Here is an 18,625-nt window from a genome sequence, read left to right as displayed (position 1 = left end):
CTCAACCCTTCACCGCCCCCTCACCGACCCCGCGGAAGAAGTACCGCTGGAGGCTCACGAACATCAGGATCAGCGGGGCCACGGCGATGATGGTGCCCGCCGCGACCAGCCGCTGGTCAAGGGCGAAGGTGCCCTTGAGGTAGTTGAGGCCGATGGTGAGCGTGTAGTTCTCCGGGTTGCTCAGCACGATCAGCGGCCACAGGAAGTCGTCCCAGCTGAACATGAAGGAGAAGATCGCCACCACCGCCACCGAGCCCTTCACCGAGGGCAGCGCGACCCTGGTGAACCGCTGCCAGGCGTTCGCCCCGTCGATCACCGCGGCCTCCTCCACCGCCTGCGGCAGCGCGCTGAAGGCGTTGCGCATCAACAAGACGTTGAGCGCGCCGACCGCGCCGGGCAGCACCACCGCGACCAGCGTGTCGGCCAGGCCGAAGCTGCGCATCATCAGGAACAGCGAGACCAGGATCGCCTCGCCGGGCACCAGCAGTGCCAGCAGGAAGGCCAGCGTGGCGAAGCCGCGGCCGCGGAAACGCATGCGGGACAAGGCATATCCGGCCATGGACGCGCCGAGGCAGTTGAGCACCACGTTGGCGCTGGCCACCATCAGCGAGTTCAGCGCGAAGTCCCAGACCGGCACCACGTCGGCGACCTTGCCGTAGTTGGCCAGCGTCGGATCGCTGGGCAGGAACGCGGGCGGGTAGCTGTAGATGTCCTCGCCGACGCCCTTGAGCGAGGTGGACAGCTGCCACAGGAACGGGCCGATGGACAGCAGCAGCACGCCCAGCAGCAACGCGTACCGGAGCACGAGCCTCACTCGTCCTCCTTCCGGTTCAGCCGCAGCACCAGCAGCATCAGGCCGAGGGTGAGCACGAACAGCACCAGGCTCAGCGCCGAGGCGTAGCCGATGTCGCCGTTGAGGCCGGTGCCGACCTGGCGCATCAGCATCACCAGCGTGATGTCCGCGCCGCCCGGCCCGCCGGAGTTGCCGGAGAGGATGAACACCTCGGAGAACACCCGGAACGCGGCCACCGCGGACAGCGCGGCCACCAGCACCATGGTGGAGCGGATGGTCGGCACCGTGATGGAGAAGAAGCGCCGGATCGGCCCCGCCCCGTCCACCTCGGCCGCCTCGTGCAGCTCCTTGGGCACGTTCGCCAGCGCCGCCAAGTAGATGATCATGTAGTAGCCCAGGCCCTTCCACACCGTCACGACCATCGCGCTGATCAGCAGCAGGTTGGCGTCGGTCAGGAAGGGCACCGGCTCGGAGACGATCCGCAGGCCCTGCAACAGGCTGTTCACCAGGCCGCGGCTGTCCAGCAGCCAGGTCCAGATCAGCCCGACCACCACGATGGAGGCCACCACCGGGGTGTAGAAGGCGGAGCGGAAGAAGGCGATGCCCGGCACCTGCTTCTGCACCAGCAAGGCCAGCAGCAGCGGCAGGAAGACCAGTGCGGGCACCACCCCGACCACGTACAGCGCGCTGTTGGTGATCGCGGTCCAGAACTGCGGGTCGTCCAGCATCCGGCTGAAGTTGTCCAGCCCGGTGAACTTCCCGCCGCCGAGCGCGGTGGCGTCGGTGAAGGACAGCAGCAGCGTGTTGAGGAACGGGTAGACGCTGAACAGGACCACGACCGCCAGGCCGGGCACCAGGAACAGCCACGGGGTCAGCCACCACTCCCGGCGCAGCGGCTTGCGAACCAGCTCAGCCATTGGGGCGCAACAGCTTGTCGCACTGCGCGACCGCGTTGTCCAGCGCCTGCTTGGCGGACTGCTTGCCCAGCATGGCGTTGGCGATCTCGTTGCGCAGGATGGTCTTCATCTGGTCGGACAGCTGCACCGGCGTGTAGTTCACCGCACCGGCCAGCTGCTTGGCCGCGGCCACCCGGACCCGGCCCACGTCGGTGCCGTCCTCGCTGGTGAAGAACGCATCGTCCAGGGTGCCGGTGGTGCTCGGGAACACCGTGACGATCTTGGCGAAGCCGAGCTGGTTCTTGGCGTTGGTGACGAAGCGGGCGAAGGCGATCGCGGTCGGCTTGTTCTTGCTCTGCGCGGCGATCGAGAGGCCCTGCAGGTACATGTTGGCCTTGCCGGTGTTGGTCATCGGCTCGGTGATGCCGATGTTGTTGTACAGCCCGGGCGCGTCGGTGCGGAACTTCTGCAGGTCGTATGCGCTGCCCGAGGACAGCGCGATCTGCTGGGCGAGGAACTTCGCGCCGGAGCCGGTGTAGGTGGCGCTGAGCGCCTCGGGCAGCAGCGCCTTGGCGTCGTACATGGCCTTGTACAGCTCGACCAGCTGCACGCCCTTGCTGTCGTTGAAGGTGAACCTGGTGCCGCCCTCGTCCATCAGCGGCACGCCGAAGAGGCCGAAGTCCTCGATGCCGGGGGTCTGGCCGAGCATGGCGACCTTGCCACCGCTCGCGCTCGCCAGCCGCAGCGCCTGGTCCTTGAGCTCGTCGTAGGTCTTCGGCGGCTTCGCGGGGTCCAGGCCGTTCTGGCTGAACAGCTGCTTGTTGTAGAAGTTCGGGCCGGTGTTGAGGTACCAGGGGAAGGCCGCGTTGCGCCGCTGTGCCGGGTCCGGCGAGGGCATCACGTAGCCCTGCCAGGCGTTGGGCAGGTAGTCCTTCTTCGCCTCGGGGGCCGCGGTGTCCAGGTCCAGCAACAGCTTCTTCTGGTACAGCGGGTAGGCCAGGTCCGGCGAGAGGTTCATGATGTCCGGCAGCGTGCCCGCGCTGGCGTCCGCGCTGAGCTTGTCCGCGTAGCCGTCGGCGGGCTGGTCCAGCCACTCGACCTTGGTGCCGGGGTGCTGCTTCTCGAACTCGGCGATCAGGCCGGTGAAGTAGTCGCCGAACTTGCTCTTGAGGTTCCAGGTCTGGAAGCTGACCTGCCCCTTGACCTCGCCGGTGACCGCCTGGGCCGGCTGCGGTGCGCCGGAGCCGCTCAGGCCGCAGGCGGACAGGGTGAGAACCGTTGCCGTCATCGCGGCCAACACCGTTGTCGACCCTCTGGCAAGGCGCATGGCGAGAACTCCTTCGGCGGGATTCAGGTGGGCAAAAAATGCGCTGTCCGACCGGCTGCGTCAACACCGGAGAGTAGCCCTGTCCACTTTCTTGTCCAGTACTTGACAGGCCGTGTTCACCCAGGCGACAGTGCCAGAACTAATGCGCTTTATCTCGGAATCGATAAACCGCTTTACTTCGGGAGGTGTCCACCCGGTGGAGGCAAGCGCCAAACGGGTCACCATCAGGGACATCGCCCGTGCCGCGGGGGTGTCGGAGAGCGCGGTGTCGTTCGCGCTGAACAACCGGCCCGGTGTGTCCGAGCAGACCCGCAGGCGCATCATGCAGGTGGCCGAGGAACTCGACTGGCGACCCAACAGCGCGGCCCGCGCCCTGTCCGCGGCCAAGACCGACACGGTCGGCCTGGTGTTCGCCAGACCGGCCGCCACCCTGGGTGTCGAGCCATTCTTCCTGCAACTGGTCTCCGGAATTCAGACCGCGCTGGCCCGCAGTTCCACCGCACTGCTCTTCCAGGTGGTGGAAGACCTTTCCGCCGAATGCGAGCTGTACCGCCGCTGGTGGGCCGAGCGCCGGGTGGCCGGACTGCTCGTGGTGGACCCCAGGCTGGTCGACCCGCGGCCGGCGCTGCTGGCCAAGCTCGGCGTGCCCGCCCTGGTGATAGGAGGCCCGTGCCCCGGCGGCACACCCAGCATCTGGGTGGACGACGCGGCCGCCATGGGCGCCATCGTCGACCACCTGGTCGGCCTGGGACACAAGCGGATCGCGCACATCGCGGGTCTGCCGAGACTGATCCACACCGAACGCCGGGTCCGTTCCTTCCAGCTGGCCATGCAGCGCCACGGCCTGGCCGCGGAACCCTCGCTGGCCACCGACTACAGCGTCGAAGCGGGCGCGCACGCCACCCGCACCCTGCTCACCGCGGCCACCCGCCCGACCGCGGTGGTCTACGACAACGACGTGATGGCCGTGGCGGGCCTGAGCGAGGCGGCCAAGCTCGGCATCCGGGTGCCCGGCGAGCTGTCCGTGGTCGCCTGGGACGACTCCGCCCTCTGCCGTCTCACCCACCCCCAGCTCACCGCGCTGGTCCGGGACACCGCGGCCTTCGGCGCCCGCGCGGCCCGGCGGCTGCTCGGACTGGTGGGCGGGTTGCCGGCGCAGGACGTGCAGGACGAGCTGCCGCGACTGGAACCGAGGGGGAGCACCGCACCGCCTGTCGGGGGTAGTGGGTAGCGTCGTCGCGGTGTGGCGGGGCGGGAGCGAGACGACGGGTGGCCGCGTGCTTTCCCGTCCCTCCGGGGCAACCCCGGGGAGCGGTTCTCCAGCTGGTCAGTGCGCCCCGCGTGGTTCGGTACGCTCCGCGTGCGGATCCCACGCGGCGGACGAAGGAAGAGGTCGCCCCGTCCCGCCACACGCCTCGGGTCGACGGGTGGTCGCGTGACCGCCGCCCTCCTCCCCATCGCCCGCGCCGCTCTCGCCGGTCCCTGGACCCGCGCGGCCCTGGCCACCCGCCTGGCCGCGGTTCCGCTGCACGCCGCGCCGAACCGCGATCCCGAGGACCTGGCCACCCGCCTGCTCGACCTCAGCCCGAGCCCCTTCTTCGGCCCGCCGGAAGCCCTGGCCCGCCTGCTCGCCGAGCTGCCCCGCCACCACCCGCCGCCCGAGCCGCCGCGCACCCGCTGGCGCGCTGAGGTGCCACGCTGGGAGACCCCGGCCGAGCTGGCCGCCGCCCTCCGGCTCACCCCCGGCGAGCTGGACTGGTTCGCCGACGTCCGCACCTGGAACCGCCGCGCTGACCAGCCCCTCCGCCACTACCGGCACCGCTGGCTCGGCGCGCGGCCGGTGGAAGCGCCCAAACCACGACTGGCCGAGCTCCAGCGCCGCCTGAACCGCCTACTGCTCAACCAGCTCCCGGTGCACGAGGCCGCGCACGGGTTCCGGCCTGGCCGCTCGGCGGCGACCTTCGCCGCGCCGCACGCCGGGGCGGCGCTGGTGGCACGCTTCGACCTGGCCGGGTTCTTCACCTCGATCACCGCGGCCCGGCTGCGCGCCTACTTCTGCCACCTCGGCTACCCGGGCAACGTGGCCGCCGCGCTCACCGGGCTGCTCACCACGGTCACCCCGGCCGAGGTGCTGCGGGACGCCCCGCCGGGGGCCGAGCGGCACCGGCTGGCCACCCCGCACCTGCCCCAGGGCGCGCCCTCCTCACCGGCCATCGCCAACGCCTTGGCCGCGCGGCTGGACCGGCGGCTGGCCGGGCTCGCCGAGCGGATCGGCGCGGCCTTCACCCGGTACGCCGACGACCTGGCCTTCTCCGGTGACCTTCCGCTGGACCGGTTGCGGGACGGGGTGCGGCGGATCGCCACCGACGAGGGCTTCCGGCTGCACCCCGGCAAGACCCGGATCGCCGCGGCGCACCAGCGGCAGCGGCTGGCGGGGCTGGTGGTCAACCACCGGCCCGCGGTGCCGCGCGCGGACTACGACCAACTGCGCGCGGTGCTGCACAACTGCGCCCGCACCGGCCCGGCCGCGCAGAACCACGGCGGGCACCCGGATTTCCGCGCGCACCTGCTCGGCCGGATCGGCTGGGTGGCGGCCACCCACCCGGTCCGCGCGGCCCGGCTGCGCGCGCTGTTCGACGACATCGACTGGAGCGGCAATGACTGAGACGATCACCGGTGAGAGCTTCGTCGACGCGGTGCTGGGCAGGCAGACCTGGACCAGGCGGCACTTCACCGCCTGCGACTTCACCGAGGCCGACCTGCGCGGGCTGGTCACCGCGAACTGCACCTTCACCGACTGCCTGTTCGCCAACACCGACCTCGGCGAGTCCAGGCACACCGCGACCGCCTTCCGCAGCTGCACCTTCCGCGGCGCGGTGCTCAGTGAGTCCACAATGGACAACTGCTCGCTGGTCGGCTCCACCTTCGAGCGCTGCCGCCTGCGCCCGTGGACCCTGCGCGAGACCGACCTGTCGCTGACCGCGCTCGGCGGCGCGGACCTGCGCCGGCTGCGGCTGCGCGGCATCCGCTTCCGCGAGGCCAACCTGGTCGAGGCCGACCTGCGGCACGCCGACCTGACCGGGGCCGACCTGATGGGCGCCCGGATGCAGAACACCAAGCTCGGCGAGGCCGACCTGCGCGAGGCCCGGCTGGACGCGAACGCCCTGGTGCAGGCCCAGCTCACCGGCGCGCGGGTGGACCTGGCCACCGCGGTGGCCTACGCCGCCGCGCACGGCCTCGTGGTCGACTGAGGCGTGTTACGGCCCTACCGCGAACTGCTCAGAGTCCCGCACCTGGGCCTGGTCATGTTCCTGTCCGTGCTGGGCCGGGTGCACGCGCTGGGCACCCCGCTGGCGCTGACCTTCCTGGTGGTCGGCTGGACCGGCTCCTACGCGCTGGCCGGGCTGGTGATCGCCGCGCTGACCGTGGGCAACGCCGTCTCCGGCCCGTGGCGGGGGCGGCTGGCCGACCGCGGCTCCGCGCCACGGGTGCTGGTGGTCAGCTGCCTGCTCTACGTCACCGGCCTGCTGCTGCTGATGGCGCTGCCCGCCTGGGCCTGGTACGCCGCGCCGGTGCTGGCGCTGCTGATCGGGCTGAGCACACCGCCGGTGGGGCCGGTGTCGCGCGCGGCCTACACCCGGCTGGCCGGGGACTCGACCAAGGCGAGCGTGTTCGCCGCCGAGGCCACCCTGTTCGAGCTGGCCGTGATGGCCGGGCCGGTGCTGGCCTCGGCCATGATCAGCCTGGCCGGGCCGAGGGCCGCGCTCGCGCTGATGGCCGCCCTCGCGCTGGCCAGCGTGCTGTCCCTGGCGGCCGCGTTGCGCAGGGCGGGCCTTGGCGAACCGGGGCCGGTGGCCGGAGGCGGGCCCGGCAGGCGCGGATCGGTGCTGGCGCTGCCGGGGCTCACCCCGGCGCTGCTGGCGGCCACGCTGCTGGCGATGGGTTTCACCAGCGTCAACCTGGCCGTGGTCGCGGTGGGCCGGGAGCTCGGTCAGCCGGTGGTGGCCGGGGCGCTGGTCGCGGTGTGGGCGGTCGGCTCGCTGGTCGGCGGGCTGATCGCGGGCGGCCGGGCTGGGACGCCGCGCTACGTGCTGCGGGTGGCCCTGCTGGCCGCGGGGGTGATCGTGCTGGTGCCCGCGCTGCCGCCGGTCGCCGAGGCCTCGCCGGTGCTGATCGGCGTGCTGCTCGCGGTCGGCGGGCTGGCCATCTCGCCCGCGATCGCCGCCTCCAACCAGCGCCTGGGCGAGGTGGCCCCGGAAGGCCGGGCGGCGGAGGCCTTCGGCTGGCTGGTCACCTTCACCACCACCGGCAGCACGCTGGCCGCCCCGGCCGCGGGCTGGCTGCTGGACACCGTCGGACCGGCCGCCGCGGTGGGTGGCGCGGCCGCGGCCGCGGTGCTGGCGATCCTGTTCGCGACGCTCTCGGCCCGGCGTTCGCGGTGAGAAAACCAGGCGCGGAATGTCGGTCCCGGTCGCCAGACTGGCCCGGTGCTCCGTCCCTACCGGCAACTCCTCGCGGTCCCGCACCTGGCCTCCCTGCTCGTGTGGTCGGTGCTCGCGCGCCTGCACGGCACCGGCACCTCGATCGCGCTGACCTTCCTGGTCGTGGAGTGGACCGGCTCCTACGCGCTGGCCGGGCTGGTGATGGGGGCGCTGACCGTCGGCAACGGCGTGTCCGGGCCGTGGCGGGGCCGGATGGCCGACCGGACCTCGGCGCCGCGGCTGATCACGGTCACCGTGCTCTGCTACGTGGCCGGGCTGTTCGTGCTGGTGGTGCTGCCCGCCTCGGTCTGGTACGCCGCGCCGGTGATCGCCTTCTTCACCGGGCTGAGCACCCCGCCGGCCACCCAGCTGGTGCGCTCGGCGTTCACCAGGATCAAGGACAGCCAGGCCCGCACCGCCGCCTACGGCGCCGAGGCCACCGTGTTCGAGCTGACCTTCATGCTCGGCCCGGTGCTCACCGCCTTCGCGGTCGGCATGCTCGGCCCGCGCTGGGCGCTCGGGTTGATCGCCGCGGTCTCGCTGGGCGCCAACCTGGTCTTCGCGGTGGTGCTGCGCCGGGCCGGCATGGACACCCCGCAGCCGCTGCCCAGGCTGGCCGAGGGGACCAGGCGCCGCTCGGTGCTGGCCGCCCGCGGCCTGGCCCTCACGCTGTTCTCCTCGCTGTTCCTGGTGATGGCCTTCACCATGGTCGACCTGGCCATCGTGGCCCTGGGCCGCGAGCTCGGCCAGCCCACCGTGGCCGGTGCGCTGATCGCGGTGTGGGCGGTCGGCTCGCTGATCGGCGGGCTGGTCTCGGGCGGCCTGCCGGGACAGCCGCGCCCCACGCTGCGGATGGCCATGGTCGGCCTCGGCATGGCCGCGCTGGTGCCGGTGCTGCCGCCGGTGCTGGACCCGACCTCGCCGGTGCTGATCGGCCTGATCCTGGCCATCGGCGGCCTGGCCATCGCGCCCACCATCTCCGCGTCCAACCAGCGCATCGGCGACATCTCCCCGCAGGGCCGGGCCGCCGAGGCGGTGGGCTGGCTGGCCACCTTCACCACCACCGGCGGCGCGCTGGCCGCCCCGGTCGCGGGCTGGCTGCTGGACCGGTTCGGCCCGGCCGCCGCGGCAGCGGGCGCCACCGTGGCGATGGTCTTCGGCACCGCGCTGATGGCCTGGTCGGTGCGTGTGGTCCCGCGCACAACCACCCCCGCTGACCAGCGTCAGCCCGAGTCCTCGGACCCGGTGTGAGCTAGTCGCGGCCAGAGGTGGGATGACTCGGCCACCGACTTGTGTTGCGCTGGGGGTGATGACTGCCACCGACGCCCCGGCCCGGCCGGACACCCGCACCCGGACCAGCTCGCGCGCCCGCCTGCTCGGCGTGCTGGGCGCGGCGGGCATCGGCGTGCTGATCGTGCTCCAGTCCCGCCTCAACGGTGAGCTGGGCAGGCAGATGCAGGACGGCGTCGGCGCGGCCCTGATCTCCTTCGGCAGCGGCCTGCTGCTGGTGCTCGCGCTGGTCCTGGCGCTGCCGGGCAGCCGCCGGGCCACCAAGCGGCTGGGCGCGGCGCTGCGGAACGGCTCGGTGCGCTGGTGGCAGACCCTGGGCGGGCTGTGCGGCGCGCTGCTGGTGTTCTCCCAGGGCGTGGCGGTGGCCAGCCTCGGCGTCGCGGTGTTCACCGTGGCCGTGGTGGCCGGGCAGGCGGTGAGCAGCCTCGCGGTGGACCGGGCCGGACTCGGGCCGGCCGGTCCGCAGCCGCTGACCGTGACCAGGGTGCTGGGCGCGGTGCTCGCGGTGGCCGCCGTGCTGGTCGCGGTGTCCGAACGGCTCAGCGCGCCCGGCGCGCTGGTGCTGGCCGTGCTGCCGCTGCTGGCCGGGATCGGCATGTCCTGGCAGCAGGCGATGAACGGCCGGATCAAGGAAGCCGCCGGTGGCGTGCTGCCGGCCACCCTGGTCAACTTCCTGGCCGGGACCACCGCGCTGCTGGTCTTCGGCGTCTTCCACTTCGCCACCGAGGGCTGGCCCGCCACCCTGCCCACGGACCCGCTGCTCTACCTCGGCGGCGCGATCGGCCTGGTCTTCATCGCGGGCGCCGCCGCGCTGGTCCGGATCACCGGCGTGCTGCTGCTCGGCCTCGGCTCGGTGGCCGGTCAACTGCTCGGCGCGCTGGCGCTGGACCTGCTCTTCCCCGCCGAGGGCGCGCACCTGTCCGCGGTCGCGGTCACCGGCACCCTGCTGACCCTGGTCGCGGTCGGCGTGGCCGCGCTGCCCAGTCGCCGCTGAGTAACAACCCGGTCACGGGGAGTTGCCACCCGGTCCTCGGCCGTGGGACGACGGAGCCATGAGCCTGAAGGTCGGTGACGTGGTCGAAGTCCTTGGCGCGCAAGAGATTTTGTCGACCTTGGACGAACGCGGCGAGCTGGACGAGCTGCCGTTCATGCCGGAGATGCTGCGTTACTGCGGGCAGCGGATGACCGTGCACAAGGTGGCGCACAAGCTCTGCGACTCCATCACCCACACCGGCCTACGCCGGATGGCCCGCGCGGTGCACCTCACCGGCGCGCGCTGCGACGGCTCCGCGCACGGCGGCTGCCAGACCGCCTGCTCCCTGTACTGGAAGGAGGACTGGCTCCGCAAGATCGAACCCGGCCAGCTCGCCCCGCGCCACACCCCGGCCGAGGGCAAGCCGAACCTGCCGCTGCTGGTCTCGGCCACCACCAGGGGCGCCGACCCGGACGGCCAGGCCCGCTACGCCTGCCAGGCCACCGAGATCCTGCGCGCCGCGCCGATCTGCATGCCGGTGCTCAGCCTGAGCCAGTACGTCACCGACGTGCGCACCGGCAACGTCGGCCCGCTGCTGGCCCTGCGCGGCTTCCTGGTCGGCGTGTTCAACCGCGTCCAGGTGGAGAGCCGCAAGCGCCTGCCCCGCTGGCTGCTCTTCCGCGGCGGCCGCGACTGGGGCTTCCTCAACCCCGGTCGACCGGGCAAGACCCCGACCGCCACGTTGAACCTACAGCCGGGCGAGCTGGTGCGGATCAGACCCAGGTCCGATATCGAGGCCACGCTGGATGACAACCTGCGCAACCGGGGCATGAGCTTCGACGAGGAGATGGCGCACTTCTGCGGCCGCACCGCCAGGGTGCTGGCCAGGGTGGACCGCTGCATCGACGAGCGCACCGGCCGGATGCTGCACCTGGCCAACCCGTGCATCGTGCTGGAGGGCGTGGTCTGCCTGGGCCGCTTCAACGTCAACTGCCCACGCGAGTTCGTGCCCTTCTGGCGCGAGATCTGGCTGGAACGGGTGCCCGTGAACGAGCGCGCATGACGTGGGATTATTGAAGTCGTGACGGCAACGATCCTGGACGGCAAGGCGACCAAGAACGCCATCTTCGACGACCTGCGGCCGCGGGTGGACGCGCTCAAGGCGCGGGGCATCGTGCCCGGCCTGGGCACCGTGCTGGTGGGCGATGACCCGGGATCGGCGATGTACGTGCGGTCCAAGCACAAGGACTGCGCGCAGCTGGGCATCAACTCCATCCGCCGGGACCTGCCCGCCGACATCAGCCAGGACGAGCTGGCCAAGGTGATCGACGAGCTGAACGCCGACCCGGACTGCACCGCCTACATCGTCCAGCTGCCGCTGCCCGGGCACATCGACGCGAACGCGATCCTGGAGCGGATCGACCCGGCCAAGGACGCCGACGGCCTGCACCCGGTCAACCTGGGCCGCCTGGTGCTGGGCAAGACCGCGCCGCTGCCCTGCACCCCGCACGGCATCATCCGGCTGCTCCGCCAGTACGAGGTGCCGATCAACGGGGCGCAGGTGGTCGTGGTCGGCCGCGGCATCACCGTGGGCCGCTCCATGGGCCTGCTGCTGACCCGCAAGTCGGAGAACGCCACGGTCACCCTGTGCCACACCGGCACCAAGGACCTGGCCGCCGAGGTGCGCCGCGCGGACATCGTGATCGCCGCCGCGGGTGTGCCCGCGCTGATCAAGCCGGACATGGTCAAGCCGGGCGCGGCCGTGCTGGACGTGGGCGTCAGCCGCACCGACAGCGGCGTCTCCGGCGACGTGCACCCGGACGTGCGCGAGGTCGCGGGCTTCTTCTCGCCCAACCCCGGCGGCGTCGGCCCGATGACCAGGGCGCTGCTGGTCAGCAACGTGGTCGAGGCGGCCGAGCGAGCGGCGGGATGAGCGTGGCCGCCGACCTGCCGCCCACCCAGGAGCAGCGGCCCGCCTGGCTGCGCGTGGTGCCGTTCCTGGTGGTGATGGCCATGGTGGTCTTCGGGTTCGTCTGGATCCTGATGTACCACTGGAAGCGCGGTTCGGTGACGCTGGCCGGGGCGCTGTTCCTGGCCGCGGTGTTCCGGGCCGCGCTGCCGGTGGAGGCCAGCTACCTGCTCGCCATCCGCAGCCGCCCGATCGACGTGCTCACCTACAGCGGGTTCGCGTTGATGATCACCTATGTGGCCATGACCATCGGGCCCTGAGGAGATGCTGCTCACCGGAGAACTCCGGTGACCGGCGGTGTTGGTAACCTCGCCTGCGCTGGGCGCACAGCCCGGTGATGCGGTCCCGCGGTTGTGACCGGGCCTCTCCGCTGCGCGCCCGTGGACCCACCCCATGCGGAACATGCGGATCGGAAGGACTTCACCAGTGGCACGCTCCGGCAAGGTCGCCGTAATCGGCGCCGGTTTCTACGGCTCCACCACGGCGCAGCGGCTGGCCGAGTACGACATCTTCGACACCGTCGTGCTGACCGACATCATCGACGGCAAGGCCGAGGGCCTGGCGCTGGACCTGAACCAGTCCCGCCCGGTCGAGGGCTTCGAGACCAAGGTCGTCGGCCAGACCACCGGTCGCGACGGCAGTGGCTACGAGGCCATCGCGGGCTCGGACATCGTGGTGATCACCGCCGGTCTGCCGCGCAAGCCCGGCATGAGCCGGATGGACCTGATCGAGACCAACGCCAAGATCGTCCGTCAGGTCGCGGAGAACGTCGCCAAGCACGCCCCCGAGGCCGTGGTGATCGTGGTCTCCAACCCGCTGGACGAGATGACCGCGCTGGCCCAGATCGCCACCCAGTTCCCGAAGAACCGGGTCATCGGCCAGGCCGGCATGCTCGACACCGCGCGCTTCACCAACTTCGTGGCCGAGACGCTGTCCGTCCCGGTCTCCTCGGTCAAGACCCTGACCCTGGGCTCGCACGGCGACACCATGGTGCCGGTGCCCTCGGCCTGCTCGGTCAACGGCAAGCCGCTGACCGACCTGCTGCTCGCGGACAAGGTCGAGGAGCTGGTCACCCGCACCCGCAACGGCGGCGCCGAGGTGGTCGCGCTGCTCAAGACCGGTTCCGCCTACTACGCGCCGTCCGCCGCGGCCGCCCGGATGGCCAAGGCCGTGCGCGAGGACTCCGGCGCGGTCATGCCGGTCTGCGCCTGGGTCGACGGCGAGTTCGGCATCGAGGGCGTCTACCTGGGCGTCACCGCCGAGCTGGGCAAGGGCGGGGTCAAGAAGGTCGTGGAGACCGAGCTGACCGACTCCGAGCTGGCCGCGCTCAAGGAGGCCGCCGAGGCCGTGCGCGCCAAGCAGGCCGACGTGCAGAGCCTCTGATCGTCTCCGCCTACCGGGACGCGCCGTCTGCCGCGAGGAAGGCCAGCGCGTCCCGGTAGAACCGGGCGCTGACGTTCACCGCGTGCCCGGCGTCCGGGTACAGCGCCAGCCGCGCGTTCGGCATCCCGGCCGCGGTCTCGGTGAACAGCTCCGGCGTCCAGAAGTAGTCCCGCGCCCCGGCCACCACCAGCGCCGGGGTGGTGATCTCCGGCAGCCGCGCGCGCAGGTCCACCGCGTCCTCGGCCTGGATCACGGTCAGCATGTCCGCCGGGTCCGCCGGGAACGGCCCGAAGCTGCCCACGGCCCACATCAGCCCGCGCAGCACCCGCCGCAGCACCGGGTTCCTGGTGAACCCGTCGGCGAGCAGGTGGTAGCCGGGTTTCCGCTCGGCCAGCCGGTGCGCCATCGCCCACTGCGCCCGCCGTGCCACCGGCCCCAGCGTGTACGCGGTCGAGGCCAGCACCACCCTGGACACCACCGCCGGGTGGTCGGCGGTCAGCTGCAAGGCCACCGTGCCGCCGGTGGAGTGCCCCACCAGCGCCACTGGCCCGCCGAACCGCGACCGGATCGCCTCGGCGTGCTCGCCCGCGATCTCGGCCATGCTCATCCCCGGCCGCAGTCCCGGCCGCCGGTTCACCAGGTGCACCCGCCAGCCGCCCTCGGCCAGCGGCCGCACCGACCGGATCGCCATTCGCGCGGCCAGACCCGTCGGGTTCACGTGCTCCGGCGTGAAACCCGGCAGGTAGACCAGCGGCTTGCCGGAACCCACGGCCAGGTAAGGAAAACCGCCAGGCAGCCTGCCCGCTTCGACGTCCCTCATCGGCTCAGCCCGCTCGCCACGAACTCGACCAGCTGGTCCACCACCTCGTCGTAGACCTCGCCGAACTCGTTGCGGTGCAAGGGAAGCAGCAGCACCGCGCGCAGCACCCCGAGCACCACCTCCGGCCGCCGGTCGCTCAGCCCGGTGCGGGCCAGGAACTCCCCGATCGGCAGCGCCGCCTGCTCGCGCAGCGCCGCGGCCCGCTCCGGGGAGAGCCGCGCGGTGACCGCGGCCAGTTCCTCCGGATGCGTGATCAGCCTGCGGTACAACGGATCCTCCGCCAGCACCGCGAGCACCTCGCGCAGGAAGGCCCCGATCGCCGCCCTCGGCTCGCCGCGCAGGGTGGCCAGCACCCGGGCCTGGATGGTGGGCGCGTTCGCCAGCATCAGCTCGCCGTAGAGGGACTCCTTCGAGTCGAAGAAGGCGTAGAAGCTGGTCTTGGCGATCCCGGCCGGTTCGGTCAGCTCGGCCAGCGAGGTCTTGCGCAACCCCTGCGCCACGAACAGCTCCCGGCCGGCAGCCAGCAACTCCGCCCTGATCCGGGCCCGGTCGCGCTCGTCGAAATGGGCAGGCACGACCCCTCCAATGAGGCAATGAACGATCTGTTCTTTCGTTCATTGTCCACGGTGCGCTTCCTGAGCACCAGTACCGGGGTACGAACAACACGAGAAGCCCGCTTGGAGAGGAGCCAGCAGTGACCGACGTCGAGCTGACCAGCCCGCGGCGCATCGCGTGGCCGGTGCCCGAGCCCGAACTGCCGGAGGCCACCCACTCCGCGCTGGCCGACGCGTGCCGCGCCGCGGCCACCGCGCTGCGCGCCGGACGGCACCGCTTCGACCGGGACGAGCTCGGCGAGCAGGTCCGGATGGGCGCGGACGGCACCCCGACCTCCCGGGTGGACGACCTGGTGGAGAACGCCATCGCCGAGGCCGCCGCCCGGCACGGGGTCAACCTGCTCAGCGAGGAGGCCGGTTTCCTGGACCACGGCTCCGCGCTGACCCTGGTGGTCGACCCGGTGGACGGCACCGGCAACTCCGCCGCCGGGGTGCCGCTGAGCTGCTTCGCCGGCGTGCTCGCCCTGGACGGCAAGCCGATCGAGGCGCTGACCTGCTGGTTCGACACCGGCCGCTGCTGGTACGCGCGCGCTGACGAGCCGACCGAGTACCGCACCACCGGCCGCACCGCGCTGGACGGGGCACAGCTGTGCCTGCAACGCCCCAAGCAGAACCAGGACACCTGGTCCCGGCTGGCCGCCCGCGCCTCCAGGGTGCGCGTGCTGGGCACCACCGCGCTGGAGTGCGCGCTGGTCGCCGAGGGCTCGGCGGACGCCTACGCCGACCCCGGCTCGGACACCCACCGGATCATGGACCTGGCCGCCGCCATGGTCACCGTGCCGGCCGCGGGCGGCGTGGTGATCGACGCGATGGGGCGGCCGCTGGAACTGGACGTGGACCTGACCCGCCGCTGGTCCGGCATTGCCGCGGCCACGCCCGCGCTGGCCGAGGAGATCGCGGCGGTGGTGTTCAGCGCGCCCGCTGGTTGACCGAGCAGGCCACCGCGGCCCCGCTGGTCAGCAACCGCTCCAGCGGCGCCGCCTTGGCCAGGCACTCCAGCCACTCCGCCTGCGGGTCGGAGTCCGCGGTGATGCCGCCGCCGACACCGAGCCGCAGCTCGCCGTCGCGGATCTCCAGCGTGCGGATGGCCACGTTCAGCTCCATCCCGGCCACCGGCGAGGCCAGGCCGACCGCGCCGCAGTAGACCTGCCTCGGCTGGTCCTCCAGCCCGGCGATGAGCTCCAGCGCGCGCACCTTGGGCGCGCCGGTGACCGAGCCGGGCGGGAAGGTCGCCCCCAGCAGCTCGGCGTCGTCCACCGCCGGCCGCAGCTGACCCTCCACAGTGGACACCAGGTGCCAGACGCCGGGCGCAGGCCGGATCTTCAGCAGCTCCGGCACGGTCACCGAGCCCGGCACGCAGACCCGGCCGAGGTCGTTGCGCACCAGGTCGACGATCATCACGTTCTCCGCGACGTCCTTGACCGAGCGGCGCAGCCGGGCCGCGTTCCCCTCGTCCTCCGGACCGCGCCTGGGCAGCGTGCCCTTGATCGGACTGGACCGCACGGTGCGCCCGTGCCTGGCCAGGAACAGCTCGGGGGAGAAGGAGACCACCGCGCCCCAGTCCCCGGCCAGGTAGGCCGCGCGGGCCGGGTCCAGCCGGGCCACGCCCTCGGCGAACAGCTCGGCCGGGTCGCCGTCGAACTCGGCGGTGAACTGGGTGCACACGTTGGCCTGGAAGATCTCCCCGGCCGCGATCTGCTCGACACAACCGGCCACCGCCGCCCGGTGCCGGGCAGCGGAGGCTCTGCGCAGTGGCCCGGCCCGCCACGGCCGCCGGGCCGGCTCGGTGCTCGCGGCCACCAGCTCGGCCAGCTCCGCTGCCAGCGCGACCGGCTCCGCGCGGTTGTCCGGCACCAGCGCCTCGAACCACCACTGCCCGCCGTGGTCCAGCCGCAGCACGTGGTCGGCCCAGCCCCAGACCGCGTTCGGCAACCCGCGCGGCGCGGTCCAGACCCCCGGATCGGTGAGCCCGTAACCGAGGAAGCCGAACCAGCCACCGCCGACCGTGCCCGGCGGCACCGGCCCGGTCACCGTCGGCTGGAGGCAGGGCACGGTGTGTGCCACCTCGTCCGCCACCGGGTTGACCTGCACCGAAGGCAGCAGCACGGCCCGCGCGCCGAACCAGTCACCGCTGAGCGCGGCCGGCGGCGGCAGACCCAGCTCGTGGGCACGCGCGACCAGCCGCCGGAACACCAGTTCCGGGGCGGACCGGCGGCCGACGGGCCGGGTGAGCACGTGCACGCGCGCATCATGACCGGTGGGACTGTTTCAGAACAGTGAATGTGGCCAGGTGAACTCAGGCGTTCTCGCGCCGGAACACCCGCATTCCCCACCACAGCCCGGCCCCGAGCACCAGCGCCAGCACCCCGGCGCCGATCGCCACCGCGGAGGTGAACTCGCCCAGGAACAGCGCCCGCTCGGCGCGCAGCACATGGGTCAGCGGGTTCAGCTGGGCCAGCCAGCGCAGCCAGTCCGGCCCGACGTCGATCGGGATGAACGCGCCGGAGAGCAGCAGCAGCGGCATCGAGACCCCTTGCACCAACGGCGCGAACAGGTACTCGTTCTTCAGCTTCAGCGCCAGCCCGTAGGACACCGCCGCCGCGGCCGCGGCCAGCACCGCCAGCAGCAGCAAGCCGATCACCACGCCCAGCGGCGAGACCCGCAGGCCGAACAGCAGCACCGCGAGCAGCACCAGCAGCACGGCCTGCACCAGCATCCGCACCGTGTTGTAGGCGACCCGCCCCAGCAGCAGCGCCGGCCGGCTCAGCGGACTGACCCGCATCCGCTCCACCACGCCGAAGCGGTAGTCCGGCAACAGCTCGAACCCGGCGAACATCGCGCCGAACATGCACAGCATCACCAGCACGCCCGGCACGAACACCGCCCACGCGCCACCGGGCGGGAACCCCGGCGCGGCGGCCAGCTTCGCCAGCAGCGGGCCGAAGAGCACCAGGTACAGCACTGGCATCAACGCGTCGGCCAGCAGTGAGCTGGGGTGGTCCAGGGTGGGCTGCACCGCGCGGCGGAAAACCAGCAGCGTGTCACGCACCGACAACCTCCTCGCGCAGGCTCCGCCCGGTCAGGGTGAGGAACACGTCGTCCAGCGTCGGCCGGTGCACCTCCACCGCGTCCGGCGTGATCCCGGCCTGCTCCAGCTCGCGCAGCAGCCCCGGCAGCACGGTCGCCCCGCGCGGCGCGCGGAACCGCACACTCCGCCCGTCCCTGCTGACCGCGCTCGCCCCCGGCACCAGCGCCGCCAGCCCCTCGGCCCGCTCGGCCTGTTCGGTGTCCAGCACCACGGTGTCCCCGCTGACCCGCCGCTTCAGCTCCTCCGGCGTGCCCTCGGCGACCAGCCTGCCCTGGTCCATCACCAGCACCCGGTCGCACAGCGCGTCCGCCTCGTCCAGGTAGTGCGTGGTGAGGAAGACGGTCATGCCGCGCTCCTCGCGCAACGCCCTGATGTGTGCCCAGAGGTTGGCCCGCCCCTGCGGATCCAGCCCGCTGGTCGGCTCGTCGAGGAAGAGCAGTGGTGGCTGGTGCACCAGTCCCATGGCGATCTCCAGCCGCCGCCGCTGCCCGCCGGAGAGCTCCCCGCAGGTCCGCTTCGCCAGCCCGGCCAGCTCCAACGGCCCGAGCAGCTCCAGCGCCGCCACCGGATCACACCGGTAGAACCGCGCCTGCATCCCCAGCTCCTCACCGACCCCCCGGTCCCAGGCGACACTGCCGCCCTGGGCCACGTAGCCGATCCGCTGCCGCACCCCGACCGGGTCCTGCCGCAGGTCGCACCCGGCGACGGTGGCGGTGCCCGCGGTCGGGGCGAGCAGCGTGGTGAGCATGCGGAGGGTGGTGGTCTTGCCGGCTCCGTTCGGGCCGAGGAAGCCGACCAGCTCGCCGGGGCCGACGTCGAGGTCCACGCCGCGGACGGCATCGACGGATCCCGCCTTGCTGGTGAAGCGGCGGGCCAGGCCGCGCGCTGTGATCATGTTTTGCTCCGGTCAAAGTGGGTTAGTCAAATTTGACTGTTGAAGAATGGCGGATGGGGAGAGCGGGCGTCAAGCGGGGTGGGTGGCCGGAGCGTG

At 72.3% G+C, this 18,625-nt stretch carries 19 protein-coding genes; 11 read left to right on the top strand and 8 right to left on the bottom strand.

Annotated elements, in window-relative coordinates; genetic code table 11:
- Position 1: 1 nt before the first annotated feature.
- From N8J89_RS37765 to N8J89_RS37755, 3 genes are read right to left on the bottom strand one after another with little or no spacing between them, the layout of a single operon-like run.
- On the bottom strand, positions 2-814 hold the full coding sequence (locus tag N8J89_RS37765) for a carbohydrate ABC transporter permease (RefSeq protein WP_283661705.1): 813 nt from the start codon (positions 812-814) through the stop codon (positions 2-4).
- A complete protein-coding gene (locus tag N8J89_RS37760; protein WP_252481286.1) occupies positions 811-1,710 on the bottom strand; it encodes a carbohydrate ABC transporter permease in 900 nt (299 codons plus the stop codon). Before N8J89_RS37760 ends, N8J89_RS37765 begins: the two co-directional genes overlap by 4 nt.
- Positions 1,703-2,977, bottom strand: coding sequence for an ABC transporter substrate-binding protein (locus N8J89_RS37755; protein WP_283661704.1), 1,275 nt, complete (start codon positions 2,975-2,977; stop codon positions 1,703-1,705). Before N8J89_RS37755 ends, N8J89_RS37760 begins: the two co-directional genes overlap by 8 nt.
- 235 nt (positions 2,978-3,212) lie before the next feature.
- Here N8J89_RS37755 and N8J89_RS37750 point away from each other — a divergent pair, with 235 nt between their 5' ends.
- The 10 genes from N8J89_RS37750 (at position 3,213) to mdh (ending at position 13,112) form a co-directional block, all read left to right on the top strand.
- A complete protein-coding gene (locus tag N8J89_RS37750) occupies positions 3,213-4,247 on the top strand; it encodes a LacI family DNA-binding transcriptional regulator (protein ID WP_283661703.1) in 1,035 nt (344 codons plus the stop codon).
- 204 nt (positions 4,248-4,451) lie between these two features.
- Positions 4,452-5,681 (top strand): reverse transcriptase family protein, encoded by a 1,230-nt coding sequence (locus N8J89_RS37745; RefSeq protein ID WP_283661702.1) that lies wholly within the window; start codon positions 4,452-4,454, stop codon positions 5,679-5,681.
- Positions 5,674-6,267 (top strand): pentapeptide repeat-containing protein, encoded by a 594-nt coding sequence (locus tag N8J89_RS37740; protein ID WP_283661701.1) that lies wholly within the window; start codon positions 5,674-5,676, stop codon positions 6,265-6,267. The genes N8J89_RS37745 and N8J89_RS37740 overlap by 8 nt, the downstream gene beginning before the upstream one ends.
- A gap of 3 nt (positions 6,268-6,270) precedes the next feature.
- Positions 6,271-7,458, top strand: a complete 1,188-nt coding sequence (locus N8J89_RS37735; protein ID WP_283661700.1) for an MFS transporter — start codon at positions 6,271-6,273, stop codon at positions 7,456-7,458.
- A gap of 45 nt (positions 7,459-7,503) precedes the next feature.
- Entirely contained in the window at positions 7,504-8,748 is a 1,245-nt protein-coding gene (locus N8J89_RS37730; protein WP_283661699.1) for an MFS transporter, read from the top strand.
- A gap of 58 nt (positions 8,749-8,806) precedes the next feature.
- Positions 8,807-9,781: a DMT family transporter gene (locus N8J89_RS37725; RefSeq protein ID WP_283661698.1), complete on the top strand. Its 975-nt coding sequence runs from the start codon at positions 8,807-8,809 to the stop codon at positions 9,779-9,781.
- A gap of 58 nt (positions 9,782-9,839) precedes the next feature.
- The gene (locus N8J89_RS37720) at positions 9,840-10,823 is read left to right on the top strand and encodes a hypothetical protein (RefSeq protein ID WP_283661697.1); all 984 of its coding nucleotides are present in this window, start codon (positions 9,840-9,842) and stop codon (positions 10,821-10,823) included.
- 18 nt (positions 10,824-10,841) lie between these two features.
- On the top strand, positions 10,842-11,693 hold the full coding sequence (locus N8J89_RS37715; RefSeq protein WP_283661696.1) for a bifunctional methylenetetrahydrofolate dehydrogenase/methenyltetrahydrofolate cyclohydrolase: 852 nt from the start codon (positions 10,842-10,844) through the stop codon (positions 11,691-11,693).
- Positions 11,690-11,989 carry a DUF3017 domain-containing protein gene (locus N8J89_RS37710; protein ID WP_283661695.1) on the top strand — a complete coding sequence of 100 codons (300 nt, stop codon included), beginning with the start codon at positions 11,690-11,692 and terminating at the stop codon, positions 11,987-11,989. Before N8J89_RS37715 ends, N8J89_RS37710 begins: the two co-directional genes overlap by 4 nt.
- Before the next feature lie 166 nt (positions 11,990-12,155).
- Entirely contained in the window at positions 12,156-13,112 is a 957-nt protein-coding gene (gene mdh, locus N8J89_RS37705) for a malate dehydrogenase (protein WP_283661694.1), read from the top strand.
- Positions 13,113-13,122: 10 nt separating this feature from the next.
- On the opposite strand, the gene N8J89_RS37700 is transcribed toward mdh, so the two are convergent.
- Together N8J89_RS37700 and N8J89_RS37695 are read right to left on the bottom strand one after the other, a co-directional pair.
- Complete coding sequence (locus N8J89_RS37700) at positions 13,123-13,932, bottom strand: alpha/beta fold hydrolase (protein ID WP_283661693.1); 810 nt, start codon at positions 13,930-13,932, stop codon at positions 13,123-13,125.
- Positions 13,929-14,507 (bottom strand): TetR/AcrR family transcriptional regulator, encoded by a 579-nt coding sequence (locus N8J89_RS37695; protein WP_283661692.1) that lies wholly within the window; start codon positions 14,505-14,507, stop codon positions 13,929-13,931. The genes N8J89_RS37700 and N8J89_RS37695 overlap by 4 nt, the downstream gene beginning before the upstream one ends.
- Positions 14,508-14,626: 119 nt before the next feature.
- Between N8J89_RS37695 and N8J89_RS37690 the strand changes: the two genes are divergently transcribed.
- Complete coding sequence (locus N8J89_RS37690; protein WP_283661691.1) at positions 14,627-15,475, top strand: inositol monophosphatase family protein; 849 nt, start codon at positions 14,627-14,629, stop codon at positions 15,473-15,475.
- Here N8J89_RS37690 and N8J89_RS37685 read toward each other — a convergent pair.
- The 3 genes from N8J89_RS37685 to N8J89_RS37675 are packed head-to-tail and all read right to left on the bottom strand — an operon-like array spanning position 15,456 to position 18,529.
- Complete coding sequence (locus tag N8J89_RS37685; protein WP_283661690.1) at positions 15,456-16,787, bottom strand: aminodeoxychorismate synthase component I; 1,332 nt, start codon at positions 16,785-16,787, stop codon at positions 15,456-15,458. The genes N8J89_RS37690 and N8J89_RS37685 overlap by 20 nt on opposite strands.
- Before the next feature lie 55 nt (positions 16,788-16,842).
- The gene (locus N8J89_RS37680; protein WP_283661689.1) at positions 16,843-17,595 is read right to left on the bottom strand and encodes an ABC transporter permease; all 753 of its coding nucleotides are present in this window, start codon (positions 17,593-17,595) and stop codon (positions 16,843-16,845) included.
- Positions 17,588-18,529, bottom strand: a complete 942-nt coding sequence (locus N8J89_RS37675; RefSeq protein ID WP_283661688.1) for an ATP-binding cassette domain-containing protein — start codon at positions 18,527-18,529, stop codon at positions 17,588-17,590. Before N8J89_RS37675 ends, N8J89_RS37680 begins: the two co-directional genes overlap by 8 nt.
- Between the last annotated feature and the right edge of the window lie 96 nt (positions 18,530-18,625).

Origin of the sequence: Crossiella sp. CA-258035, assembly GCF_030064675.1 — a bacterium.
Classification (GTDB): Bacteria; Actinomycetota; Actinomycetes; order Mycobacteriales; family Pseudonocardiaceae; genus Crossiella.
Note: the sequence above shows the minus strand (reverse complement) of the source record. Positions and strands in the feature narration are given on the sequence as shown.